Below are 25,908 nucleotides of genomic sequence, written 5' to 3'. Positions count from 1 at the left end.
GACCTTCTCCGGGAAGTGGTACGGGCCGTAGTTGTTCGAGCAGCGCGTGATCGACACGTTCAGGCCATGCGTGCGGTGGTACGACCGCGCGATGAGGTCGGACGAGGCCTTCGAGGCCGAGTACGGCGAGTTCGGCTCGAGCGGGAACGTCTCGCTCCAGCTGCCCTCCTCGATCGAGCCGTACACCTCGTCGGTCGAGACATGCACGAAGCGGGGAAGCTCGTGACGAAGGGCCGCGTCGAGCAGCTTCTGCGTGCCGACGACGTTCGTCTCGATGAACACGGACGCGTCGCGCACGGAACGGTCGACGTGGGACTCGGCCGCGAAGTGGACAACCGCATCCACCTTCGGGATCCACTCGTCGAGCACGACGTCATCCGTGATGTCGCCCTCCACGAACGTGAAGCGCTCGGAGTCAGAGACGGGAGCGAGGTTCTCGAGGTTCCCCGAGTACGTCAGCTTGTCCAGGACAACGACCTCGACGCCCTCCAGACCCTCGTACTGGTCCTGGAGCGCGCGGCGCACGAAGTTCGAGCCGATGAAGCCGGCCCCGCCGGTCACGAGAAGTTTCATACCTGTCCTGTTCAATCGTCGGTACTTGTCAGCCGCCGGCCGACCGCAAGGATGCACCTAGCCTAACGGCCCCCGCGTCCCGCAAATGGCCTGGCAGATGCGTGCCACGGTCTCAGTGGCTCGTAGAGCAAGCGACCGAGATTCTTCGCCGCCAGGTCCTTCATTCCGAGGGAGATCAACACCGCCGCCGCGACCAAGACGACGACTCCCCCTGCGAACACCGCAGGCTCCTGGATGCTCACGCCTGCGAGCGAAAGCAGGATCACCGCAGTCGCAATGATCGGCATGTGTGCGACATAGATCTGGAGTGTGCGGGCACCGAGATATGGCAGTGCCGCAACCCTCGCAAGCATCACGCTGAGCGCGACACCGAAGACGAGCCCGACCACGCGCATACCCAGCATTGTGGCACCGTCAGATTGCGCTCCGGACGAGACCACAAGAAGAGCGACCGGGACGAAGGTGAGGAACACGACGATGGGAAGCCATCGATGACGCTCGAGGGCCGCTGCGAGGACTTCAATCTCCCTGCGACCGAGGAGTCCGAGCACAAAGAACAGATACAGATACGGCGCACTGACGACCCCGACACCGAGCAGTCGAACTGTGGAGTCCCCGAGTGCGGGGAGGACGGCGTGCAACCAGAGCAGCGCACCCGCGGCGGCCAGACCAACGTGAAGCACTCTCGGGAGAGACCTCAACAGCCGGGCTATCAAGAAGAACAGCACCAGCGCCCAGAGAAACCAGAGTTCACCTTGCGGGCGAAGTGGGCTCACGACAGCTCTCAGCAGGTGTGCGGCGAGCGAGGCGTCCCGCTGGTCTGGCAAGACCTGCCCTACCGCGAACTTGAAGGCGAAGAATGCGGGCTGCCAGGCCAGGTAAACCCAAATCAGCAGCCAGAGTTTGCCCCGGAAGAGCTCACGCCAACGGGCGCGCATCCACTTCTGAGCGAAGAGCCCTGCGGCGGCGAAGAACAAGGGCATGCGGAAGAAGCCCGCGACCTCGTTGAACACGACGAGCCAGCGTGGGGGCTCGCTGATGTAACCGAGCCAGAGAGTGGCGTGAAGGACGACGACCAGCAGGATCGAGATTCCGCGCGCCGTATCGACCCAGGAAACACGAGGGGAGGTTCCGGTCGGGCGCTCAACAAGGTTGGGCATGACGACTTTCCAGCGAGTTAGGGGGGAGTCCCACCTGGCATCGGGGCACCTGGCGAGAGTTCGCTGACCGCTGAGTCAGCACTAGCTATCAACCTAGCCAACTAGGTGAACGGAATCAATGTAGGGCGAGAACGGCTGGACGCTCGACACTTACATCGATTGGGGGTGCCAAGAGGTGCTGGTCCCCGCCGAAGAACTGTTGCCTCAGCTCCAGGAAGCCCAATCGCAGTTCCTGGGGCAGAACCGTACGACCTCATCATCACCACCGCGTCACGGCATGTGACCGGCACGTGGTCAGACGACCTGATCGCTTCCGCCGCGTCGACGTGGAATGAGGTCACGGCGTCTGGCACTCGAATAGCTGTGATCGGAGATGCACCGAAACCAAGCGAGTCGGCCCTCGAGCGCGTCAAGCCCTTCGGTTTCGATCCACGCGCCAACGCCTGCGGTACGCCTTCTGCTTGCGCCCTTGAAGTCAAGGATGGGCTGGCCGAGGTCACCCAACGAGTAGAAGGAGCGACCTACATCGACCCTACAGATCTGTAGTGTCGGGACGGCATGTGCCCTGCGGCGATCGGAAGCGTGGCTGCCTACCGTGACGCGGTGGGCCACCTAACGGCGTCCTGGGCACGGTCGATGACAGCTGAGCTCGACACCAGGTTGCAAAGTATTCAGCTTTAGCCGACCCCACGTTTGATCGAACTCAGTGACTCATCACATGCCGCGTGGATCTCAGTTTGAAGCGCTAAGGTCTGGGACGTCTCGGATTCGACCGGGACGGAAATCCTCATCGTTGAGCCGTCCCTCACGCGATGTGGGACGCGCTCTCAAATCTCGGGAGATTGAGTGACGCACGACGATCGAGGAGCCGATGCGGCACCTATTGGCGCTGTGAGTCCGCCAGGTCCACGAAGCTCCAGTCGTCGATCACCACCGCTGTACATACTGCTGCTTGTAGCCGCAGCAATCGCGGCGTGTATCCCCGTCGCCCCGATTTTTGTCCCCCTGCAGGGACAGGCACGTCAAGTTGATGTGATCTTCGTACTGGGGCCACCCGAGCGGACGCGCTTGGAACTGGCTCAGGAACTCATGTCCGCCGGATACAGCGAGAACCTATTGATTTCCACGCCAGAATTCGGGTGGAGGTATCGCGCCGAGGGCATTGGCCTCTGCACGGTCCCGCAGGAGTTCAGCGTGACCTGCCTCCAATCGGATCCGTTCACGACCCAAGGCGAAGTCGGCGCATTGGAGAAGATCTCACTAGAACGCGGTTGGGAAACGGCTATCCTCATCACCTTCAAACCGCACGTCACAAGAACGCAGCTCTACCTCGATCGCTGCTTCAGCGGAGACGCAGAAGTCATCTACGACGACGCCCCGATCACCACTCGCGGGGCCGTCTATCAGTACGGATACCAGACAGGCGCGTTCGCAAAGGCCTTCACACAGACGCGAGGGTGCGTTTAGCCCGCTCCTTTTCGCGTGAGTAGCTAACAACAAGACCAACGAGCGCAAAGAACAGAACGATCGGCCCAGTCCATCTGAGCGCGTCAAAAGTGAAAAACATGATCAGCATAGCGATACAAGCGAGACGCTCTGCAGGCGGCAAGCCAAAGACTGCAAACGCCACCAGAGAAAGCAACACGAGCAAACCAAATAGGCCAATGGTCACCATAGTTGTTAGCAGCTGATTATCGATGATTAGGAAGCCGTCCTGCTGAAGCAATCCGGCGGCGAACAGCCGCGGCTCAGAACCCACGCCCGAGCCGATTAATGCAGGGCGGATCGCATGCTGGGACAAGATCGCGAAGAAAGAACCAAACGACTCCATCCGGTGGGTGAACGAACCAGAGTCAGTAAAAAGATCCAGTTGCTCCACCAGGATGCTGGACGCTCGGGAACTTGTCAACGCTGCGAATAGCCCGATAAGCAGGCCAAGAATGGCAAAGGTGCGAACGATTAGATTCTTGACCGCCCAAAACAGAGCGAGAACACAACATATGGCGAGCGCAAGCCAAGAGCTGCGGGAGCCACATAGGAAAAGCCCTGCCAATAAGACCGCCGAAAGACCCGCGGTCTGCCAAGAGCGCATCCGAGGGGCACGATTGAGCAGCAAAACCAGAGCAAACACTATGAGAAGACCCAAGACGATCGGATGCCCCAACATGGCCTGAACACGCACCACCCCGGGCAGTAGAGGGTTCATGAGCGCAGTGTCATAGACAGTCGCCGTCCCAAAGATGGGAGCAGTGAGGTTCAAAAACTCAAGAACGCCGATCACGCTCTGAAGCACAGCAAGCGAAACAATTGCATCGAGCAAGAAACACCGGGCCGCACTGTCAAGCCGGGCCGCAGCGAACACTGCCAGGACAGCTGGCAGCGTGAAACGCGCCGCCACGACGAAGACGTTGGCAGAGTTCTCGAGCACTGTTGCACTCAGTTGTAACACACCGTAGACGATCACGAGGGCGACTACCGCCACCCCAGCACCACCCAGTCGCCCGTGCGGCGCAGAAGCCCTAACAAGCCCCAACGCGAGAACGAAACAACACGCTACGCTCACAACGAGTTGCACTTCTACCGGGGCATTATTCGGTGCGCAACACAACGCCAGAACGGCGGCAGAGTAGAGCCCCATTGCAGGCCGGATTTGTGCTGATACGCCGAACAGTAGAACTGCTACGGCTATGAAAATCATCACCCAAAACCACGTTGTCGCCACGCCAATGAGCGAGGCCGATACGCATGCAGCCCACAAGAATGCACTGCCGATCCAAAAAATCTTGAGGTCATCCTTCGCAGGCCGCGTTTCGGGTGCGAAGTCCGGACTTTTCCCACTCTCAGTCGATCGAGATTCTGCAGCCCTGTCCAATGTGAGTTTCAAGTTTGCCGCCTTAGCTTCAATCCGATTGCCTGCACTGCCGCGCCGGTTGCCTCGGCGGCGACCACACCGAGCACCGCTCCGTACGCACCCCAGGTGCTCCCGAGGGAGAGCACGAGGGTAAGCCCGACGACTGCTGCGGCGATGCTCGCCGGCATCAGCCAATCCGTTCTAGAGAACGCTACGAGGCTCAGACCGAAACCGCGAGAGGCGCAAACCATGAGCACCACTCCCGCCGACAGCCAGGCGAGCGTTGCATCCACTTCAACTGACCCAGTGAACACGAATGTGGCCACATAGGGAAGCAAAAACGCGTATCCGATAGCGGCGACGACACCCAGGCCAGCATTGATCTGCAGCTGCCGCCGGTTCCTGAGACCACGATTCTCGATCGTGGCTGCCCCCAACCAACTCTGGAGACGATTGGGGACGGCCGCCAGCACCGACAACGCCATCCGCGCGAGCCGATCAACAGCCGTGAACAGCGGCACAGCGGCCGGCGCGACCAACGCGACCAACGTCACGGGAAGCGCCGTGAAGCCCGCGGTAATCGCGCGACTCACCGTGATGCGCCCCTGTCCACGAATCGACCGAACGATCTCAGCGCGGGTCAGCTTTGAGGCGGTTCGATGCACTCCAAAGATGAACCAACCCGCGATCGTGATCACTGCTGTCGCAGCGAGCAGTGCAAGGCCGTAGACAGCGAGGCTCGCACCCATGCGGATCGCAACAGCCGCACCTGCGACAAGCAGAATCTTAGGGATCGAATCGAAAACCAGAATCAGCCCAGGACGGTTGGCGCCCATGAGCGCCCAGGAGGGCGAGAATCCGACCGAAGCGAAGCCCAGAGCGATGACCGCTGCTTCTATGGGGAACGACGGCGAAACAATGTAGGTCAGCACAGCCGCCACCGGCAAAAGCAGGAGGAAAGCCAACGAGCGGGTCGCCACGGACGTCCGCATGAGTTCAGCACGTTCACTCGCGCCAAGCGCCGCGATCTTCTGCGGTCCGACCACGCTCCAGCCGAGCTCCCCCACTACGGCTGCGGCCGCCCCAAGCGACTGGGCGACGCCGACGGCCGCGAGGCCCGCCGCACCATGAACGCTGGTCACAGAGGGGAACACGAGTAAGGGAGTGACCGCACTCAACATCGGGGCAAGTAGATACAGCCCAAGCGTTAGTCCGCGCTTCACCGCACCGTCTCCCAGCTCACAGTGATTCGAACCCGCCCCGCTCTTGAGCAGCTTGCAGTTCCTCAACGGCCGCGTCCAAAACATCGGACAGTTCAGCCCCAAGTCGAGAGAGAACCGCGAGGTCGGGCTCGATGCTGTCGCCGGCTCGCACCCGTTCCAAAGCAGCTACAACCCCGGCGGCCAGCGACGCAGGCCGAGGCTCTGCTGCGGTGAGCAAGTCGCTCAGCTGGCCGCGTGTGCCGCCGAGCTCATTCGTGACCGCCTGCGTGCCGCGAACCAGCGCGTCGAATGGCGGATGAGACGGGTGCGGGCTGTGCTGCAGCGAGAGCACAACGTCTACCTCAGACAGGAGTTCGAAGTACTCATCCCAGGACAGACGTCCGACGCTCTGCAGGCGGGATTTGCTCGTCAACTCAATCGGCGTATGTGCTTCGCCCGCCGAAATGAAACGCACGTCCTCTTGCCATTCGTCGACGACCGACGCAACTTCTTGCAACGCGGCCACTCCGAGCCCGTACAGATTCCTCGGCTTGCTCGGGCGCCCATAGAACAGGATCGTGAGCCCAGCGCTGGACTTGGCAGGTGCAGTCTCCCTGAGATCGATCTGAGGTCGAAACACGAGCTCCGGACTTAGAGAGAGGTTTTCATTCGCCTCGAGATAGGCGGCAAGCGGTGACGAATTGACGACCAGAGTGAAATCCGCGTGATAGGTGGCGCGCGCCAAGGCGAACTCGGTCGACCACGCGACGAACCCTGGCTCGTAATCCTGAACCAGGTAGACAACTCGCGACCGCGAGATCAGTCCGAGTTTGGCCGCCGACGACAGCGCATGGGCCGTCGTCCAGAAGGTCGCGACCCAGTAGTCGTCAGTATTTATTTCGAGTCCGTCAAGCGATTCCCTGCCAACGACCTCCAGTTCAACGTCCTGCACGAGCCTGCCTCGAATATCCGCCAGGAGACCCTCGAGGCTCTTCGCATCGATCTCGTTACCGATGGAAACGAGGCGGAGCGGCAGCCCGAGCCGAGCTGCAAGACCCGCGCTGACTTTGAGAGCCGTATCGATGCCTGCAAAGACCGCCGACGGGCGAAGCTCCGGCAGCAGCATCGTCACGCGCCGCGGCGCGCTGGCAGAGACCTGCACGCGCGAGAGCAGCAGGCTCGACCAGTGCAAGCGGCTCAGAACCTCGCGCTGCAGGCGGCGCCCCGAATCCGATTCAGCGGCGATCGCCCGCGCATCGAACTGCCGTCGCCAGCGGGCGTCGCGAAGCTTCGAGCCCAGCCGCTGTGCGCGCGCGATCTGCGTACTAATGGCCACGGACGTGCCCCCCTATCGCTCGCGCAAACTGAGCGAAACGCTCGCCCACGTACGACTCGAGCGGCATCGTCGGCGCATCGGACGCCTCGAATGCGCGCGTCACCGTGTCGTCAAAAACTTGCGCCAGCCGCTTCGGGTCTTCCGGGTCGACCTCGATGAGGAGGTTCCCCACGATCGACCGGATCTCGTCAAGCGCCTTGGACTGTCGTGTGACAACAACTCTGCCGGCCGAAAGTCCCTGCCACACCTTGTTGGCGATCACGGAGGCCGCCTTGGGCGAGGTTCCGAAAACACCGAGCACCAGGTCGGCTGCAGCGATCTCATCGGCCAGCTGAGCCTCCGGGATCGGGTTCTTGAAGTTGATCAAGCCGGACAACCCGAGCTCACGCGCAGACCGCTCAGCTGCGGCGCGACGCTCGCCCGCGCCGATGAAGACAACATCGAGTCGATCTGACCGCTCGGTTGCGGCAAGAGCCTCCAGGACGTAGTCCACACCGTGCAAGGGAAGATAGCCACCGTAATAGAGAACCCGGATGCGGCCCTCGTCTGAGGCGAAACGGTCGCTACCTTGTGCCCATTTCGGGGCGCCAACAGGCAACGTGAACGTTGACCGGCGACGCGCGCAGTAGTCGCGTACGAGCATCTTGGCCCGCTCGTCACTGTCGGTGACAACCACATCACCGATACGTGCGGCCACGCTGTCAACGGCACGCCAGGCGCGCCCCTTGAGCGAGCCAGGCGTCGTCATACCCCAGTCCTCAACTCGGGTCTCGTAGAGACCCACGAACCAGTCCACGACCAGCAGTGCGCGGTAGCGGACAGCGAGCAGACGAGCGATGGGGGCGTACTTCAACTGGAACTCAGCGAGCACCACCACGTCGAAGCTGTCGCGCGGGAACGCGCTACCTTCCCGCATCAGGATGCGTGCCTTGCGAACCGCGCCCGGGTCCTTGTCGATCCCCACGATCGTGATGTCGGCATCCAGGTGAGACTCGAGGTAGGCGCGTACTCGCGCGTTGCGTGGGTACTGTTCCGACTCGACGCCGAGATAGAGCACACGAAGGCGTCGAACTCTCTCCCCAGCGCGCCGGGAGGCGAAGTTGCGGATCCCAGAGCGTCGAACCATGCTCGTATTCGACACGAATCGACGGATCGACTTCGCCGAGCTGAGCCCCGGCAAGCTCGATCGCTCGATCGTGGAGGTCGCGCCAGCAACCAAGAGGTCGCGTACTTCCGCGAAGCCCTTCGACGAAGGGCGCAGGCTTCCCAACCGGTACTTGAGCACGTAGCGGTTCCTGACCCCGAGGAGGTCCGGGAGCGCGCGACCGCGCGCGTACCCGCGAACTGAGCGCACATGGGCGAACCCCTCGACGTGGACGAGCCTAGACTCGACTCCGAGCGCCTTGGCGCGGAGTCCGAGCTCGGCGTCTTCGCGATAGGCCAGGAAGACGTCATCAAAGAACCAGCCGGACCCTTCCACGATCGACTCGTACGCGCCCCGGGGCACAAATAGGCACGCACCCGTCAGACCGTCCACAGTTTGGACGCGACCCGGCTCGATCGAGAAGGGTTCACCCTGACGGATGTCGAAGTGCCGGCCGTCGCCGCTCCAGCCAACCCCCATGCTGTCGGTCTCAGCTGCGTTGCCTACCGACTCGTCGTCATTTGAGACTCTCGCCAGAGAGGGACCGTAGAGTGCGTCGTCGACGCTTCCGGCTGCGATGCGCGCGAGCTCGACGACCGACCCGACGGCGACCCGCATGTCGGGGTTTAGCACCAGGGCAGCGCCAGCGCCCTCCGAGAACGCATCCGCGAGCAGGACGTTGTGTCCAGTCGAGAAACCGAGGTTGTCGAAACGATGTGTGAGGCGGGTCCGGGCCGCCAGCCCAGCAGCCTCGAACAGACGCTCCACGCTCTCGCGGTCGGCGTTCGAACCGGAGAGGAGCACGTGAAGGACATCGAATTCACTGGAGATCTCCGCCAGCGACGCAATCGTCCGCCCGAGCTCGTCGATCTCAGGGCGGAACAGCACCATCGTGATGTCGACGCGGATCATCGAAGAGCCTCCATCCGCTGGACAACCGCCCTCGCACGTGAGGCCCACGAATTGTCCGCAATGAACGCTTGCCGCCACTCTTCGTCGATAGTCGGGCTATCGATCCACTCAGTGAGAAGACGAGAATAGTCGGCGCCGAAGTCCACGAGGTAGGCGTAGCGGGCGCTCAAATGCGTCGGCCAGAGCAGACGCGGACAGATCACCCGAATGCCGTGACCCTGCAGCTGGTAGACCTTCATGAGGTCCTGACTGAGCGTGTAGTCGCTTACGACGTGCGGCACAAGTGCCACTGTCCGCGGCCCTGCAAATGTCGCGAGATCTGAACTGTCGATCCAGTCGCGGATGACCAGACGCTCGCCGAATTTCTGATGGAGTCTGTCAAGCACGCGGCCCATCGACTCGCTGTCCCCCGGGTGTCCGACCACAATCTCGTCGAAATCAGTTGCAGCCGCAATTCTCAGAATCAGATCCCAGTCAGTACGGCCATCGAAGAACTTGCCAAGCAGGAGAAGTCGCGTCGCATCATCCCCCGCAGGCGAGTGATCTGCGAGAGCATCGTCAACGCCGTTTGGCACGACATGGGCCCCGTCGAGACCAACACGTCCCGCCATGTACGGCGAATTGCAGGTGACGAGCACGCCCTGGTTTGCGCCTCGACGCATCGAAGCGTAGGAGCGCGCCGCGTGCAGTCGGTGAAGTGCGTTGATATCGGGAGCAAGCGCCCAGTCGTCATAGAAGTCGTACCAGAAAGCACCCGGATGCGCTCCCGCGCGGAAGACCGGGGAGAGTACGGCGAGGGCCTTGGCGGAGACAGGTACACCGCGGATCGGATCGAAGCTGCCGGCGCTAACTGAGTGCCCCTCGGCCGCGGCTCGCCCGTGGAAATACCGTGGTGCAGTTTCCGAGATGACGCCAAGCTTCCCTAATTCAACGAGTAACCGAGCAGGACGTGTGTTCAATCCCTTGCCGGGCGGCACAGCCCAAGCGACGGCATCAAGGCGCTGTCCGGATTCGGACGCCCGCCCCCGAAGCGAATCTGCGGGCGTCAAGCGGATTTCCCGAGAGCGACGTACTTCCAACCAGCTGAGGTCCAAGTCTCCGCACGAAGGCAATTTCGCGCGTCGATGACAAGACGTTCTTCTTCCTTGGCAACCTGCGGTGGCTCGAAGTCTTTGAACAGCTTCCACTCCGTGGCCACAACAACTACACGAGCATCCACGACTGCATCAGCGGGCCCAGGGACGAATTCGACACCAGGCAGCAGTCGACGGGAGTTCTCAATCGCCTCAGGGTCCGTAGCCGTGACTGAAGCTCCCAACAGGCTGAGCTTCGAAGCCACGTCCACAGCGGGCGAATCCCGAACGTCGTCTGAGTTCGGCTTGAATGCGAGCCCAAGAACCGCCACCTTCTCGCCTGTTACGTCGCCGCCCTGGCTCTGAACCACGAGGTCAACGACACGCTGACGACGACGGAGGTTGATCTGGTCGACTTCGCGAAGGAACCCAACCGCGTCGCCGACGCCGAGTTCACCGGCTCGGGCAGCAAAGGCACGGATATCTTTCGGCAAGCATCCGCCGCCGAATCCGATACCAGCGTTGAGGAACTTGCGACCAATACGGTCGTCGGCCCCGATCGCATCCGCCAATTGCGTGACGTCGGCCCCAACGACCTCCGAGATCTCTGCCATCGCGTTGATGAACGAGATCTTCGTGGCCAAGAATGCGTTCGCGGACACCTTCACGAGTTCGGCCGTCGGGAGATTCATGACCAGCCGACGCATCCCGCCTGCCAGGACGGGAGCGTAGACGTCGTCGAGCTTCGCAACCTCCGGGGCATTTTCCCGCGCGCTTTCTACGCCGTAGACAACTCGATCCGGACGGAGCGTGTCTTGCACCGCGAATCCCTCACGAAGGAATTCGGGGTTCCAAAGCAGACGCGCGCCCGAAGGGCGAATTTTCACAGCGAGCTCGGCAGCGGTTCCGACCGGGACAGTCGACTTTCCGACGACCAAATCATCCGGCTTGAGAACGGTCAGAAGCGACTCGATTGCGGCATACACGTACCTCAGATCCGCATTGTCCTTCCCAGCGACCTGCGGCGTCCCGACACCGATGAAGTGGACTGTCGCGTCAGCAGCGTCCGACATTTCTGTCGAAAAACGAAGTCGGCCGGTCGCCAGGCCTTCCGAAAGCAGCTCGTCGAGTCCCGGTTCGAAGAACGGTGACTTCCCTGTCGACAGCTTTTCGATCTTCAAAGCGTCGACATCAATTCCGACGACATCGTGTCCGATGGAAGCCATAGCGGAGGCGTGCACGGCACCGAGGTATCCACAGCCGATGACGGAAAGCTTCAAGGTGTTCACTCCTATGGTGAGACGAAAGCGCGGGCTACCGCGAAGAGGGGTTGAGTTTGATCGCTCGCAAAAGAGCGCGCTCGTACTTGCTATTGACTAGGTCCCACGTGTAACTCTCCGCAGCTCGCCCCCGGACGCCATCTGAGAGCACTTCTTGCTGTGCTGGGTCCTGGATCAAGTCTTCGATTGCGGCCGCAATTTCTGTCGGTTCCGGCCGGACAAACACACCGTGTTCACCCAACACCTCGCGGTTGAAGACTGTGTCTCGGGCCACGGTCGGGGCGCCACAAGCCATGGCCTGTACCAACGCCGGGTTAGTACCACCGACGCTGTGACCATGGAAGTACGCGCCTGCGTGTTGCCAGAGCGCATGGAGACGGCGGTCGTCCTTGACGTGACCAAGCCACTGAACGCGCGGATGTTCGTCGTCGAGGCGCTGTGCCCAATCATCGAGCTCACCCTGATAACCGGAGGAACCGACGATGATCACATCTCGAGTCCTGGCGATTTCCGCGACCGCGGAGAAGAACTCCGGAATGGTGTTCTCAGGCACAAAGCGTGCGACGACCATGACGTACTTGCGTCGCTCTAAACCCGGTTCGACTGGACCGATCGCCGGCTCATCTCCGCCGTAGGGAATGAAGAACCCCTCCCGGCCGAAGTCCCGTCGCCAGCGGTCTGCAATGGCCTCAGCGTCATAGACCAACCCGTTCGAGTAGCGAGCTGTGAGCTTGGCCCCCGACTTGAACATGAACTTGGCGGCCGCGCCCCATTTGTCGCGATCCCACTCGATGCCGTCCACGTTCGTCAGCACCGGAATGCCCCTCGCTTTGAGGAGCGGGAGCCAGAATCCGTTCGCCACATTCATCACAAGCGCCACGTCGGGTTTGCGAAGCGTGGCATCGAGGCTGGCCGTCAGACCGTAGGAGAGTGTGCTGAGCGATTTCGATTCGAGCCCATGGGTCTTTCTCGTGCGCACCCGCTCATCGCGATTCGGATCGTCTTCGACGGTCGACCCGTCTCGGCCGTAGACGAGAACGTCCCAGCCCTGCTCAGCCAAATAGGGTGCAAGCTGCCTCACGGCCGTCTCAAACCCCCCGTAGTAGCTCGGGTATCCACGTGTACCGATGATGGCGACTGATGGCATGTTCTGTCTTCCCCTATTTCGCCGACAACTGGATGCGCAGTGCGCGGAGATCAGTCCTTCTGGCGTCGCTTCGCGCTAATGATCGGCATCTGCCCGGTTCCGACCTTTCGGTACTCTGTGGTCGGATTGCCCGCTTCGTCCGTTCCGTAGTAAGCGCCATAGGCACCGTAGGAGCCGTACGCGTAGGAGTCCGGACCCTTAGTGGGCACCTTGGTGACAACGATGCCGGACACTTCCGAACCGATACCTTCAAGCTGAGCCACGGCGCCTGCAAGCGCGGAGCGCGGAGTCTGGCCGCTCGCCACGACGAGCAATGTGCCGTGCGCGAGCTCGCTCAAGACCGCCCCATCGGTGACGAGTAGCAGAGGTGGTGCGTCGATGATGACGTAGTCGTGCTCGGCGAGCAGCTGGTCGTGGACCTGCTGCATCGTGTGGGAACCGAGCAGCTCGCTCGGGTTCGGTGGGATGCGTCCGGCTGGAAGCACATAGAGCCGGCCACGACCCCAGCGCTGCAGCACGTCCTTAGGTTCCGCCCGACCGCTGAGCAGGTCGGTAAGACCGACGGAGCCGTCGACGCCCATGGTCGTCGCGACCTTTGGCTTGCGGAGATCGCCGTCGACGAGAACGACCTTGGCGCCCTGCTCGGCAAGGGCAATCGCGATGTTGGCCGAGGTCGTGCTCTTACCTTCCGAGGGAAGCGAGCTCGTGACGACGAAGCTGTGGCGCGTGTTCTCGATATCCATGAAGCGGAGGTTCGTGCGAAGGGCACGGTAGGACTCGGCCTTGGGGTTCTTGGGCTCTTCGTGCACGATCAGTGGACGTCGACCAGCGTCAGCGTCAAAGGCGATTGTGCCAATGACGGGGCGATCCGTGATTTGAGCGATGTCGTGCGTGCTGCGGACCTTGGTGTCGACCACCTGACGAAGAACAGCGATTCCGATCCCCAAGGCCAGGCCAACAAGCGCCCCCAGGATCACGTTAAGCGGCACCCGCGGCGCGATGGGCGACGAAGGGATCTGCGCAGACTGAACCGGCTCGATCTTTACCAAGCTAGGTGACGCCCCGGCCGGCTTCTCGAGCTCGTTCACGATGACGTCGATGAAGTTCGTCGCGACCGAGTTTGCGATGTTGGCAGCCAGCGTCGGATCTCCGTTGACCACCGAGATTGCAATCACAACCGTATTAAGCTCGTTAGTCGCAGTGACCTGCTCCGCAAGCTGTTCGGGCGTAACGTCGAGCCCGAGCTCTTCGATAACGCGAGTGGTAACGATCTCCTTGTCAACAACGGTCGTGTAGGACTGCACGGCCTGGCGCGCGAAGGTCGTTCCCTGGTTGAGTTCCTGTGCCTGGCCACCGTCGGAGGAGCGCACGGATACGTAGAGTTCCGCCGTTGCCTCGTACTTCGGAGTCATTAACAGCGACACCCCAGCCCCGCCCGCCACTCCCGCCAGCGTGCAGATCAGGATGATGATCCAGTTCTTGTGCAGGATTCGCAGGTAGTCGCGCAGTTCCATAAAGGTCCGTCCGTGTGTCTCTCGCGCTCGTGCCGCTGCCGCTTTCGCGGCAGGCACGAAACGGGTGGCTCGCGGTTCGGAGCGCAGGGGGTATCTCAGGCAAGCTGGGGCAAGCCCGGCCTCATACTACTGGTGTCATGTTATTGGGCTGTAAATTCGTGAAATGTGCCAAATCGGTCGCAGATCGGGCACACCATGGCGCAGAACGCGAATTATCCGCCGATTTCCACGGGCAGGCCCGCGTCCACGGCGTTTGCGATCAGCTGGTGGCCGGCATCGTCCGGGTGCAGACCGTCGAGCTCGAAGTACTGGAACTCGTCCTCGAAGAGGTGACCGATGTCCAGGTACTCACCGCCGACCGCAGCCACATCCGACTTGATGAGGTTCGCCGTGAGGGTCAGCTGAGCGGGGTACGCGGTGCTCACCCAGAACGGCGAGAGCGCCAGGATGCGTGCATCCGGCAGACCCGCACGCAGATCGGTGAAGACCGACTCCACACCAAGCTCCTGATCGAGCTCCGACATGTTCAGACCGCCGGAGACGATGACCACGTCGGGCTGCGCCTCGATGGCCTCTTCAACCTGGAGCGCGTACGAGTTCCACTCGTCCAACCCCTGGCCGTAGCTCGATCCGCTCACACCCAGATTCAGCTCTTCCCAACCGTTCGCGGTCGCCAGCAAGGTCGACCAACGCAGCGACGGGTCGCTTGCGCCGACACCAACCGTGTACGAGTCGCCGATGAAAGCGACCGTCAGCCCGGCACCAGCCGGGGTCGCCGACGGTGCTGAAGCGGCAGGGGCACCAGCGGAATTCGTCGCCGAAGCGGCATCTTCCGAACTGGAAATCGTAAGAACTGGGTCAGCGCCGGTCCCCGCGGGGACCTGTCGGGGCATGAACGCCAGCGCCACCAACGCGACCGCAGCGAGAGCCACGACCACGAGCAGTGTCAGCTGGGGCCAACGACGCGCACTCTGGTTGCGTGTTTTCATTTCCATGTGATCGTACCGGCCCAGCGCGCCGCCTTGTACTCCCCGGGGAACCGAAGGCCCTTCCGACACGCGCGGATCCGCGGGATTTAGCCCTGGACGTCATTTCAGATTCCCACAAATTCGCCATGTCTGAGCCCAAAAAGAGGGCAAGTGTAGCGTCGAGACACGGCGAGACGGGAAACCAATGGCAACACAAGACGCGGCAGCACGCCCGTCGGCGACCCTGCCACGCCAGCGCGAACGCTGGATCGACGTCATCCGCGGCGCCGCGATCCTCCTCGTCATCGCCAACCACGCGATCGACGTTCCGATGCACATCGCGGACATCCAGCCGGGCACCATCGTCGACGACATCACCCTCTACTTCGCGCCGTTCCGCATGTCATCGCTCATGCTGCTCTCCGGACTCCTCCTCCCCCTCGCGCTCGCCAAACCACCAGGCCGCTACTACACCAGCAAGCTCCGCACCCTCGCCTGGCCATACGTCGTCTGGCTCGTCATCTTCTGGATCGCCACCGAGAACCCAACAGAGTGGATGCGCCCAGACGGCTGGGCCACCCGCAGCTGGCTCTGGTTCATCCTCTGCCTGTTCGCCTACTACGTCGCCGCTCCCCTGCTCACGCGCATCCGCGGCCCGTGGTTCGCGCTCGTCCCGATCGCGCTCTGGATGCTGAGTACGACCGCGCCCGTCGGCACGCTCTTCGACCTCAGCTACTACGGCGGCTTCTTCTTCACCGGCTACCTCATCTCGCAGCACCGGCACGCGCTGCGCCGCTTCGACACCGCGCCGACCATGGTGGTCCTCCTCGTCGGCAGCTCCGTGTTCGCGGCGCTCCTGGTGCTGCAGGAGCACGGCTTGGCGCTCGGCAGCGGCGAGGAGCCAGGCACAAACGACACCGGCACCATCGAGCGCTTCGAGCTCCTGTGGGTGCCGATCGTCCTCGCCGGAATCGCGGGAACCATGCTGCTCGCGAGGCGCATCCGAGGCTCGCTGGACGGACGCCAAGAACCCGCCATGTCCCGCTTCCTGCAGTACATCGGCCGCAACTCGATCGTGTTCTACCTCATCCACTACCCGCTGCAAATCATGGTCGTGAAACTGCTCGACGCAGGCGGCGTCACCTCGCAGCCACTCATGATGACCGCGTGCATCATCGCCGCACTTGCCGTATCGTTCGGCGCCGTTGCACTCCGACGCAGAAGCCGCGCCGCAGACGCACTATTCCTCTTCCCGAGATAAGCAAAACCCGATGAGCACACCAGCACCCACAGAGCACCAGGCTCCCCACTTCCACGTGGATGTGAAACCGCGTTCTACCCCAGCGCCCGCGAAACACCGCCAACACTGGATGGATCTCGTGCGCGGCGCGGCGATCCTGCTCGTCGTCACATTCCACGCGAGCGCGATCCCCCTTTTTGTCATCAACGTCGCCCCAACGGGCATCATCAACGACGTCAACACGTTCTTCGCCCCCTACCGGATGAGCACCCTCCTCCTGCTCTCCGGCATGCTGCTCGGCCGCTCACTCGCAAAAACCGGCCCCACCTACTACACGAGCAAACTCCGAACTCTGGCCTGGCCGTACCTGCTCTGGGGAAGCGTCTACTGGCTCGTCACCATGCAAGACGAGTGGACGAACCCCAGCAACTGGTTCCCCCTCAGCTGGCTCTGGTTCATCCTCTACCTCGCGATCTACTACCTCGCAGCCCCACTCCTCACGCGCATCCGCGGACCCTGGTTCGCCGCCGTACCGCTCACCCTCTGGGGCATCAGCGCGCTCCTCTCAGCCCGCGGAATCGGGCCAGTCGAGATGTGGGGTGAACTCGCCTACTACGGCGGCTTCTTCTTCGCCGGACACCTCGTCACCCGCTACCGGAGCGCGCTGGCCCGCATCGAGACGTGGCCGCTGCTCATCGGATGCACCGCCATGGCCGCCGGCTTCGGCGCGTTGCTGATCGGGCAGACACACGGCACCTATTTCGGCCTCGACGGCGCGCTCCGGTGGGTGTCCGGCTCGTCGTCGACGGCCCCCAGCGACGACTCCATCACCGCGGCGACCCGCATCATCGACCGCTACGAACTCGTGTGGATTCCGGTCGTACTCGCTGGAGTCGCCGCAATCATCATGATCACCCGCCGCGCCACCGGCGTCCAAAGAGGCCGCGACGGAGACTCAGCGCGCTGGCTGCAGTACATCGGCCGCAACTCGGTCGTCTTCTACGTCGTGCACTACCCGGCGCAGATCATGATCACCTCGTGGATGGGCGATTGGGGCATCTTCGACCCAACCTGGCTGCTCATCATCAACACCGCCGTCGCCCTGGGACTCAGCTACCTGTTCTGCTGGCTCCGCCGATGGCCGGCAGGGGACGCGCTGTTCGTGTTCCCGAAGGCCCGCCCCCGCCCCAGCGCTACGCCTTGACGGGGGCCCCGTTGCGCTCGAAGCCCGACCAGGCCGACGTCACCATGTCGTCGAGCGAGAACTTCGCCGTCCAGCCGAGCTCATCCTTAATCCGGGATGCGTCCGCCACCAGGAGCGCGGGGTCACCCGGGCGGCGCGGAGCCACCTCCGCCTCGAACTGCTGCCCGCTCGCGCGACGCACCGCATCCACCACATCGAAAACCGAATAGCCCTCGCCGCGGCCGACGTTGTACTCCGACGACACCTGGGTGCCCGCCGCGATCGCATCCAGGACCGCGAGGTGCGCATCCGCCAGATCGACGACGTGCACGTAGTCGCGCACACACGTGCCATCCGGGGTCGCGTAGTCATCGCCGAACACGAGCGGCGACTTCCCCTCGGCCAGCTTCTCGAAGATCATCGGCACGAGGTTCAGGGCGAAGCGGTCAGCCAGCTCATCGCTGCCAGCACCCGCCACGTTGAAGTAGCGCAACGACACCGCAGAAATGCCAGCAGCCTTCGCCGCAGCCTGCACAAGCCACTCCCCCGCCAGCTTCGTCTGGCCATACGGGTTGATGGGGTTCTTGACGTCGTCCTCACGGATCGGCTCGTCCGACCCCGTACCGAGGCCGTAGACCGCAGCCGACGACGAGAACACGAGGCTCTTCACGCTGGCACGCTGCATCGCCTCGAGCACGTTCGCGAGCCCACCCATGTTCTGCTGGTAGTACCAGGCCGGCTTCGCCACCGACTCGCCAACCTGCTTCTTCGCGGCAAAATGGATGACGCTCGTCACCTCGAGCGCCTGCATGATGTCGGCAAGCGCATCCGCCGCACCCGTCGTCGAGATGTCGAAGTTGAAGTGTGGCGTCGCACCGACCTTCTCTGGCGTTCCCGTCGTGAGGTCGTCGACAACAACCGCCTTATCGCCGCGGGCCTCGAGGGCCGCGAGCACGTGAGCGCCGATGTAGCCGGCTCCGCCGGTGATGAGCACAGTCATGGTGAATCTCCTCAGAGGTGCGTCAGCGCCGCGCGTCTGCGCCGGCCTTCGGTGGACGCGACGAGCACGTCCTCCCACATTCTGGCAGTTCCGGGTGTCGTGTGCGCGGCTGCGGGCGTGGCTGCTGGGAGATCACCCCTGACGGGCCTTCATGCGCGGGTTCTTCTTGTTGATGACAAACGTGCGGCCGCGGCGGCGGACGATCTGGGCGCCTGGAACCTTCTTGAGCGCCTTCAGGGAGTTGCGAACTTTCATGGTCATCACTTCCTTGTTGAGAATGTTTCTCATTAGACTAGCTGCATGACCCCGAAACCCCCACCCGGCCAGACCGTCACCAGCTCACTCGGCATGACCATCGTCAGCGGGCTCGAGACCTCCGGGCGACAGCTCGTGACCGCGCTCATGTGCGGAGAGCCGGGCGGGGCAACACCCGTAGCCGACTACGGCGACGAGCAAACCGATGCGCTCGAACTCGGCGTCGAACTCGCCGAAGACCTCATCCGGCAGGCAGCGGACGGGCGACGCGGCAACATCGTCGTCGAGCTCTCCGCAGACGCCGACACACAAGCGGTCGGGCTGGCTCTCGAACACGTCCTGTCGGAGTACCACCACCGAGCGAGCGGCACCGACTGCGTCGTCGGACCGCGCGAATTCGTCACCGTCGCCAGCATCAACGACATCAGACGGCTGCTCTTCCAAGAGGGCCCCGAGCGATCCGACGACGCCGACACCTCCGCCACCCTCGCCGGCCAGCTCGAGTTCGCCAGCGTCATCGTGCTCACCGCGGGCGACACCCACCCCGCCGGCGTCGTCAGCGAGACCTGCACCCTCATCCAGCAGCTCAACCCCACCGCGATCATCACCACCCCAGCCGCAGCCACCGACCTCGGCCAGCGCCTCCGACCGATACGGCCGCGCCTCGCCCACCAGCTCGCGGCCACCGCCGGCTGGATGCTCCGCCTCGACGAACGCACCCGCTTCCCACCCGCCCGCGGACACATCGACTGCCACATCTTCAGCGAACCGAGGCCGTTCCACCCAGCACGCCTCGCCGCCACCCTCCCCACACTCACCCCCGAACACGTCGGACTCATCGCCCGGTCACGCGGACTGTTCTGCCTCGCCAACCGCACCACGCAGGTCGGTGACTGGTCAAGCACCGGAAGCAGCATCCAACTCGGCGCATCCGGACTCGCCAGCGCAGACCCCGACGCACCCGTCGGCACCACAATCGCCTTCTTCGGAAGCAGACTGCGCCCCGAAGCCATCGACGCCGCCCTGCGCGAGAGTGCCCTCACCGACCGCGAACTCATCGCCGGGCCGGCCACGTGGCGCGACTACGCTGACCCGTTCCCCTGCTGGGAGTAGCGGCGATCGGGGCGGATGCGCGCCGAACCTAACGCAGAAAAACGTGCGCGCTATTATGACTTAGACAACTAAGTCATAAAATGGTGGATGCAAATTCTGCGTTAGGAGGCCCAATGCGAGGTGCGGGTGACGAAGGAGGCTCCTGGCCAGAGCTTGCTTACGAGGACCTCCCCTGGGACGGACCCGTTGAGGCCAGTTACGGCCCTGGCGCCTCCGGCGAAGGCTGGCGGACTCTCACGACGTACAGAGCCTCAGTCCCTCCCTATATCGCTGAAGCTGGCGCAGCCCTGTCGGCCGACGTGCTGGCCGCTTCGGAGGCAGCAACTGCCGAACTCGTTCGATTCGACGCCCACCTCGGCGACCGTGTTGCAGCGTTCGCGCCCGTACTTCTCCGATCCGAATCGGCAAGCTCCTCGCAGATCGAGCACCTGACAGCAAGCGCTCGGTCCATCTTCACCGCAGAGCTCGGCGCTACGTCGAACCGGAACGCGATTGAGATCGCCGCGAACACCTCGGCCATGAGCGCCGCTATCGATCTCGCCGACAACCTCACACCCGACGGGATCAGGCGCGTCCACGAAGTGCTCATGCATGGCCAGGATCGCCACACACCCGGACTGTGGCGACAACAGCCGGTCTGGATCGGAACGCGCTCGGACAGCCCGCGTGGCGCAAGCTACGTGGCTCCGCACCACGACCGGGTGCCTGCCCTGATCGACGACTTGGTCACGTACATGCATCGCCGCGATGTTCCCTCGCTCGCTCATGTCGCTCTCGCGCATGCACAATTCGAGACGATTCATCCGTTCACCGATGGCAACGGCCGTACCGGGCGTGCCCTCGCGCAGTCGCTCCTGCGAGCACGAGGCACAACCCGCAACGTCGCCGTGCCAGTCTCTGCCGGTCTCCTCAGCAACATCGAGGGATACCACGGCGCGCTCACCGCGTTCAGAACCGGAGAACCCGCCGCGATCGTCCAAGCCTTCACCGATGCCGCCCAGCACGCGGTCTGGAATGCCCGGATCCTTGTCGATGAGATCGACGAGATCACGGCTGATTGGCGCCGCAAGCTCAAAGCGAGGTCAGATAGCAACGCGTGGCCGCTGCTCGACATCATCAGTCGACGGCCAGTGGTCAATGCCGTAACGGCCGCAGCGGAGCTCGGCATCACGACCCCGAACGCTTACCCGCCGCTCAGGGCGCTCACCGAGCAGGGCATTCTGGTCTCCAAGCGCGAGTACCGCCAGTCGGGCCCCTTCTGGCGATCCCCTGAGATCTTGCAGGCGCTCGACCGCTTCGCGGAGCGGGCAGGGCGGCGGGCGTAAGAGCTACGCGGCGACCGGGTTCTGCGAACTGGAGGTCTCCTCGCCTCCCGGCGGGATACGGCACCACGACTCGGCAACGAGACCGACAGTCAGCAAGACCAGGGAGCCGACGAGCGAGAAGACCGCATGCCAGATGGGCTCTTCCGGCGGAACCGTGCGCGTCAGCGCGAACACGAGGACCCCAAGACCGACGCCGGCCATGAGCGACGACGCCAGACTCGCGGCACGCGCAAACGCCAGCACCCGGAACGCGTACTGCGGGTCGACGCGCTTGCCGCTGCCGTCACGCTCCGCCTGGTGCTCATCGCGACCCTGACGGTCAGCGCCGTTCGCGGACATGCTGCGCTCGAGGCCCGGGGCGCGGCGGCGAGACTCAGCCTCGCGACGCTCGCGCCACAGCCGCCTCGTGTACGCCCGGATCGGCCAGGCCAGCCAGAGCAGCAGCCCAGCTAGCACCACGAGCGTCAACGGCATCGTCAAAGGAGGAGCCATCACGGCTCGGCCGGACGTCACGAGCCACGTCTCCGCGCACCAGGCGAGAACCCCTCCGATGACGGCCAGCCCCACGAGGAGGCCGGGCCGCGTCTTGCTCGCGAGGTTCACCGCGCGACCCGCTCGACCCGATCGGTTGCGGCCGCCCGAAGCTCCGCGACGCTCCCCAACGGAGCGAGTTGAGCGCGCGGGTCGACCTCAAGCCACGGGGCAAGCACAAACGCGCGCTCGTGCGCCCGCGGGTGCGGCAGCTGCAGCGCTCCGCTGCTGACCTCACCCGCCACCTGGATCAGGTCCAGGTCAAGCGTTCGACTCCCCCAGCGCGTCTCACGGGTACGCCCGTGCGCGTCCTCAATGGAGTGCAGCGCCCGCATGAGGCCAGCGGCAGGCAGCTCAGTATCGACGAGCACCACCGCGTTGCGGTAAGCCGGGGCCTCCTCGCTCACACCCTCGACGGTGAGGGCTGGCGTCTCGTAAAGGCTCGACGCGGCAACAAGCTTCGTGCCTGGCAGCTCCGTGATGCTGCGCAGCGCCGAGGAGAGCGTCGCGTCGCGGTCACCGAGGTTGGCGCCAAGTGCGATCACAGCCTGGCGGACGCGGGGCGCCGGCTCGGCCGAGGCCGCATTCGGCGCGCCGCCAGCCCGACTCACGACGGCGGCGTCAGAGGGCGAGCGCGCATCCTGCTCGCGCTGCGCGAGCGGCGAGAACAGGTCACCAGCAGGCTCGACGCGCGGCAGTGGGATGTTCGGCGCTCCCCCGGAGTCGAGCACGATCGACGCGTCAGACGCCGTGTGCGCGGCCGCCGCCGCCTCGCGGGCATGGAAGTCATCCTCGGCGCTCGCCGACTCAGCGAGCGGGGATGCGGACGCGGGCGCAGGCGCAGGCGCAGGCGGAACTGCGGGGGCGTCCGAAACGAGCGCAGAGGGCCCGGTCGAAGTGGGCGCCGCGACCGCGTGCGCGGCCTCCGACTCGAGGTACTCCCCCGGAGCGGCGGGCCTGTGCCGCAGGATACTCACCGCGACATCCTCGAAGTCCAGCGCCACGGGAGCCTGCGGCTTGTGCACCGTGACGCGCACGGCGACGGCATCATCGAACCCGAACGTCGCCGCCGCGAGCCGCTCGGCCAGGGTCTCGATGAGGTCGACCGGTTCGCCCGTGACGATGGCATGGAGGGCGTGCATCCACTCGCCGTAGTGGAGGGTGTCGCCGATGTGGTCGCTTGACGAGGCCGCCGCCGCGTCCACCCACACCTCGGCGTCGATGTAGAAGTCCTGCCCGTCACGGCGCTCATGCTCGAACACCCCGTGGTGGCCGCGTGCGTGCATGCGCGTGATCAGGATGCGGTCGAGCTCAGGCTCGGGAAGCCCGGCCCGGCGAGCAGGCCGCCGAGAGGCCGCAGAAGCCTCCGGCGCCCTCTCAACCGGCATCTGAGCCGGGACACCGTTCGTGGCGCCCGCGACCGGCTCGCGCACAAACGCGTGCTCGTGCGCATGCCCACGCACCTCCTTGCCCGCGGCATGGTGAGCGGCGGCGCGCGCATCCACCGCTCGACGCCCCTCAAGGTTCGGCTCGTGCCCGCTGCTGTGATCAGTCATCCTGTGCTCCTTCGCGCCACGCGTCGACGACGTCCAACGCCACGCGATTCGCCTCAACGTTATGCACGCGCACGCCCCAGATCCCGGCCTTCGCAGCCAGCGCCGTGATGACGGCCGTCGGCATGTCACGTTCGATCACGTCGGCGTCCGGCTGCAGCACCTCGCCCGTGAACCGCTTGCGGGACGCGCCCACCAGCAGCGGATGCCCGAGCGCCACGAACTGCTCCAGCTCGCGCAGCACCGCCCAGTTGTCGTCGCGCCTCTTCGCGAACCCGAGACCCGGGTCGAGAACGATCTGCGACGGGTCGAGTCCCGCGTCCACCGCTCGATCGCGGGCTCCGGCAAGCTCGGCAAGAATCTCGGACGCAGGGTCGCGGTAGTCGGCGAGCTCGTTCATACGGATCGAATGCCCGCGCCAGTGGCTCAGGATGAACGGGTTCCCGCTGTCCGCGACAAGTCCGAGCATCGCCGGGTCGGCCTGACCGCCGGACACGTCGTTCACGTACTCCGCACCGAGGGCAAGCGCCGCCTCCGCCGTCCTCGCATACATCGTGTCGATGCTGACCAGCACGCCAAGCGCCGCCAGTTCCTTGACGACCGGCAGGACGCGCGCCGCCTCCTCCTCCTGCGGCACCCGAACGGCACCCGGACGCGTCGACTCACCACCGACGTCGATGATGTCCGCCCCCTGGGCGACCAGTTCCCTCGCGCGACGCAGAGCGCGCGTGGTCCTGCGGTTCTGGCTGAAGAGATCTTCGAACTTGCCGCCGTCGCTGAACGAGTCCGGGGTGATGTTGAGAATGCCCAGAAGGCGAGGCCGCTTCGGGATCGCGGGCTGCAGCAGGTTCGTGAACCGCTGCGGCAGCTCGAACGGACGCGTGTGTACCGGGCCGGAGTCCTCCGCCCACTGCTCGTCCGTCAGGGCGTCGAGCTGGGCGGCACCTTCGGCGTCCTCTTCGACTTCGCGGTCGTTGACCTGAGTCGGCGTCCTGGCCTCGGCAGCCGCGCTCTGCTCGAGAGAGGCGTCGTCCTCGAGCGGCACCGCCGCGCTCGCGAGCGTGCCGGACATCGGATCGAAGCGCGCGCCGCGAAGGACATGGCCGATGATCGGCGCGATACCGGGGGCCGCGGCGTGGGTCTCATCCGCCACGACGCTCTCCGCGACGACCGGCTGCGCGCCGATGAGGGCGATGATCTCCGACCGAGCGATCGGCTCCGCGAGCTCGCCCCGCGCCGAGACCGTGACGACCACCCCGGCCTGCTGCCGAGACCCACGCAGCCCGGCACACGCGTGACTCGCTTCGATGACCGCCAGCGCACCGCGCGCATCCAGGGCCGTCATCATCGCGTCGACAAGCTCATCGCCGAGGCGCTCCTGAAGCGTCGCACGCGCCGAGAGCGTCTCGAGGAGCGTGTGGAGGCGACCGAACCCAACGATGGAGTCAGAAGGGACGTAGGCGAGGTGCACGCGGCCCGAGAACGGCAGCAGGTGATGCTCGCACATGGAACGGAAGGCGAGGTCTCGCAGCACCACCGGCTGCGACACCGGCGCGGCAGCTCCGGCCGCGGCAGGTGCGGGGGCTCCGGCACCTGCAGATGCCGCCGCGTCGCTGACAGGGAACCGCGCTGCAGACAGCGGCGTGACCGCATCGACGCCGATGCCCCCGAAGAGCTCGAGCGCCGCATCCGCCACCCGCTCTGGGGTGCGCGCAAGGCCAGGCCGATCAGGGTCCTCGCCGATTGCCGCCAAGAACTCGCGAACCGCTGCTCGCGCGCGCTCCAGATCGACCCGATCCGCAGACCCGGAATCGACATCGTTCATCAGCACGTCCTCACTCTGCACAGCCCGCGACGCGGGCATGGGTCCATCCTCCCGCGAAACGAAGCCCCCATGCATCCCCGAACCACTCGCGCGCGTCGGGCTGTGCGCATAACCGGGCCCCTCACGCCTGATCGAGTCCGCTCGCGCACTCGCTCTCCGGCAAGCCGCGTCAATTATCGGGCGAAATGGCACGTACGCGTTTCAGCGCCCCCGGAATTCCGGGCCTCATCATCCTGCGTCACGGCAATTCGCCCGAAAATTGAACTGGACAGGCGGGAGACAGCGCGGAGCTGGGCGCGAGCGGCGCGGTTCGTCCGCGTTTCCTGGGCAGACCCTCCTCAGGTTGACATGCCACGACGAGGCTCGAGAGGCTCGAACGACGGCCAAGCCGCCTGTCTCGTGGTGGCACCGCCCGACGATTCGAGAAGCGAAGGAGTTGTGTTGACATCTGAACGACCCGGGTTTCGGAGTTTCGCATCCACGCCGCTCGCCGTAGCGCTGTGGGTGGTCACCGTCGGTGCGACGGCGCTCTTCCTCGCGCTGGGCTGGAACTCGCTGCAGCTCGGCATGCTGGTCGTGCCCCTCGCGGCCGTCAGCATCGCTGTGACCGTGGCCGCGATCAAGAAGGCCCGCAACACCCCGAGCGGCTGATCGCTCACCGTCGCCGCCGAAGCCCGCATATGCGAAAAATGCAGGCCCCATTGCTGGAGGCCTGCATTCTTC

22 protein-coding genes are annotated in these 25,908 nt (G+C 64.3%); 6 read left to right on the top strand and 16 right to left on the bottom strand.

Annotation, left to right across the window (positions count from 1 at the left end; genetic code table 11):
- A partial coding sequence (locus C5B85_RS16775; protein WP_146077995.1) for a dTDP-glucose 4,6-dehydratase occupies positions 1-573 on the bottom strand: 573 nt, incomplete at its 3' end.
- A gap of 62 nt (positions 574-635) precedes the next feature.
- A complete protein-coding gene (locus C5B85_RS16770) occupies positions 636-1,733 on the bottom strand; it encodes an acyltransferase family protein (RefSeq protein ID WP_104287148.1) in 1,098 nt (365 codons plus the stop codon).
- A gap of 1,194 nt (positions 1,734-2,927) precedes the next feature.
- On the opposite strand from C5B85_RS16770, the gene C5B85_RS19010 reads away from it, so the two are divergent.
- Positions 2,928-3,200: a hypothetical protein gene (locus C5B85_RS19010; RefSeq protein ID WP_146077994.1), complete on the top strand. Its 273-nt coding sequence runs from the start codon at positions 2,928-2,930 to the stop codon at positions 3,198-3,200.
- On the opposite strand, the gene C5B85_RS16760 is transcribed toward C5B85_RS19010, so the two are convergent.
- From C5B85_RS16760 to C5B85_RS16720, 9 genes are all read right to left on the bottom strand, one after another.
- Positions 3,175-4,617, bottom strand: coding sequence for an O-antigen ligase (locus tag C5B85_RS16760; RefSeq protein WP_146077993.1), 1,443 nt, complete (start codon positions 4,615-4,617; stop codon positions 3,175-3,177). The genes C5B85_RS19010 and C5B85_RS16760 overlap by 26 nt on opposite strands.
- Positions 4,614-5,630 (bottom strand): hypothetical protein, encoded by a 1,017-nt coding sequence (locus C5B85_RS16755; protein WP_146077992.1) that lies wholly within the window; start codon positions 5,628-5,630, stop codon positions 4,614-4,616. Before C5B85_RS16755 ends, C5B85_RS16760 begins: the two co-directional genes overlap by 4 nt.
- A 193-nt stretch (positions 5,631-5,823) precedes the next feature.
- A complete protein-coding gene (locus tag C5B85_RS16750; protein WP_146077991.1) occupies positions 5,824-6,948 on the bottom strand; it encodes a hypothetical protein in 1,125 nt (374 codons plus the stop codon).
- Positions 6,949-7,111: 163 nt separating this feature from the next.
- Positions 7,112-9,178 (bottom strand): glycosyltransferase, encoded by a 2,067-nt coding sequence (locus C5B85_RS16745; RefSeq protein ID WP_104287143.1) that lies wholly within the window; start codon positions 9,176-9,178, stop codon positions 7,112-7,114.
- Complete coding sequence (locus tag C5B85_RS19005; RefSeq protein ID WP_146077990.1) at positions 9,175-10,227, bottom strand: hypothetical protein; 1,053 nt, start codon at positions 10,225-10,227, stop codon at positions 9,175-9,177. Before C5B85_RS19005 ends, C5B85_RS16745 begins: the two co-directional genes overlap by 4 nt.
- Positions 10,224-11,531, bottom strand: coding sequence for a UDP-glucose/GDP-mannose dehydrogenase family protein (locus tag C5B85_RS16735; RefSeq protein WP_104287141.1), 1,308 nt, complete (start codon positions 11,529-11,531; stop codon positions 10,224-10,226). The genes C5B85_RS19005 and C5B85_RS16735 overlap by 4 nt, the downstream gene beginning before the upstream one ends.
- Positions 11,532-11,565: 34 nt before the next feature.
- Positions 11,566-12,678, bottom strand: coding sequence for a glycosyltransferase (locus C5B85_RS16730; RefSeq protein ID WP_104287140.1), 1,113 nt, complete (start codon positions 12,676-12,678; stop codon positions 11,566-11,568).
- 50 nt (positions 12,679-12,728) lie between these two features.
- Positions 12,729-14,192, bottom strand: a complete 1,464-nt coding sequence (locus C5B85_RS16725; RefSeq protein ID WP_104287139.1) for a polysaccharide biosynthesis tyrosine autokinase — start codon at positions 14,190-14,192, stop codon at positions 12,729-12,731.
- A 212-nt stretch (positions 14,193-14,404) separates the two neighbouring features.
- Positions 14,405-15,181 carry an SGNH/GDSL hydrolase family protein gene (locus C5B85_RS16720; protein ID WP_181064476.1) on the bottom strand — a complete coding sequence of 259 codons (777 nt, stop codon included), beginning with the start codon at positions 15,179-15,181 and terminating at the stop codon, positions 14,405-14,407.
- A 184-nt stretch (positions 15,182-15,365) separates the two neighbouring features.
- Between C5B85_RS16720 and C5B85_RS16715 the strand changes: the two genes are divergently transcribed.
- Positions 15,366-16,421 carry an acyltransferase family protein gene (locus C5B85_RS16715; protein ID WP_104287137.1) on the top strand — a complete coding sequence of 352 codons (1,056 nt, stop codon included), beginning with the start codon at positions 15,366-15,368 and terminating at the stop codon, positions 16,419-16,421.
- A 10-nt stretch (positions 16,422-16,431) separates the two neighbouring features.
- Positions 16,432-17,604 (top strand): acyltransferase, encoded by a 1,173-nt coding sequence (locus C5B85_RS16710; RefSeq protein WP_104287136.1) that lies wholly within the window; start codon positions 16,432-16,434, stop codon positions 17,602-17,604.
- Here the strand turns inward: C5B85_RS16710 and galE are convergent.
- Positions 17,594-18,583, bottom strand: coding sequence for a UDP-glucose 4-epimerase GalE (gene galE, locus C5B85_RS16705; RefSeq protein ID WP_104287135.1), 990 nt, complete (start codon positions 18,581-18,583; stop codon positions 17,594-17,596). The genes C5B85_RS16710 and galE overlap by 11 nt on opposite strands.
- A gap of 132 nt (positions 18,584-18,715) precedes the next feature.
- Complete coding sequence (gene ykgO, locus C5B85_RS16700) at positions 18,716-18,838, bottom strand: type B 50S ribosomal protein L36 (protein ID WP_104251782.1); 123 nt, start codon at positions 18,836-18,838, stop codon at positions 18,716-18,718.
- 45 nt (positions 18,839-18,883) lie between these two features.
- Here ykgO and C5B85_RS16695 point away from each other — a divergent pair, with 45 nt between their 5' ends.
- Positions 18,884-19,951 carry a GTP-binding protein gene (locus tag C5B85_RS16695; protein ID WP_104287134.1) on the top strand — a complete coding sequence of 356 codons (1,068 nt, stop codon included), beginning with the start codon at positions 18,884-18,886 and terminating at the stop codon, positions 19,949-19,951.
- 113 nt (positions 19,952-20,064) lie between these two features.
- On the top strand, positions 20,065-21,276 hold the full coding sequence (locus C5B85_RS16690) for a Fic family protein (protein WP_104287133.1): 1,212 nt from the start codon (positions 20,065-20,067) through the stop codon (positions 21,274-21,276).
- A 3-nt stretch (positions 21,277-21,279) separates the two neighbouring features.
- Here C5B85_RS16690 and C5B85_RS16685 read toward each other — a convergent pair whose 3' ends face one another.
- From C5B85_RS16685 to folP, 3 genes are read right to left on the bottom strand one after another with little or no spacing between them, the layout of a single operon-like run.
- Positions 21,280-21,879 carry a DUF3180 domain-containing protein gene (locus C5B85_RS16685; protein ID WP_104287132.1) on the bottom strand — a complete coding sequence of 200 codons (600 nt, stop codon included), beginning with the start codon at positions 21,877-21,879 and terminating at the stop codon, positions 21,280-21,282.
- Positions 21,876-23,363, bottom strand: a complete 1,488-nt coding sequence (gene folK / locus C5B85_RS19640) for a 2-amino-4-hydroxy-6-hydroxymethyldihydropteridine diphosphokinase (RefSeq protein ID WP_104287131.1) — start codon at positions 23,361-23,363, stop codon at positions 21,876-21,878. Before folK ends, C5B85_RS16685 begins: the two co-directional genes overlap by 4 nt.
- Positions 23,356-25,185, bottom strand: coding sequence for a dihydropteroate synthase (gene folP / locus C5B85_RS19720; protein ID WP_181064475.1), 1,830 nt, complete (start codon positions 25,183-25,185; stop codon positions 23,356-23,358). The genes folK and folP overlap by 8 nt, the downstream gene beginning before the upstream one ends.
- Before the next feature lie 441 nt (positions 25,186-25,626).
- On the opposite strand from folP, the gene C5B85_RS19000 reads away from it, so the two are divergent.
- A complete protein-coding gene (locus C5B85_RS19000; RefSeq protein WP_146077989.1) occupies positions 25,627-25,836 on the top strand; it encodes a hypothetical protein in 210 nt (69 codons plus the stop codon).
- Positions 25,837-25,908 lie beyond the last annotated feature (72 nt).

Origin of the sequence: Pseudoclavibacter sp. AY1F1 (assembly GCF_002931075.1) — a bacterium.
In the GTDB taxonomy this organism is placed as follows: Bacteria; Actinomycetota; Actinomycetes; order Actinomycetales; family Microbacteriaceae; genus Pseudoclavibacter.
The sequence above is the reverse complement of the archived record's forward strand: the minus strand, read 5'-3'. Positions and strand labels throughout refer to the sequence as shown.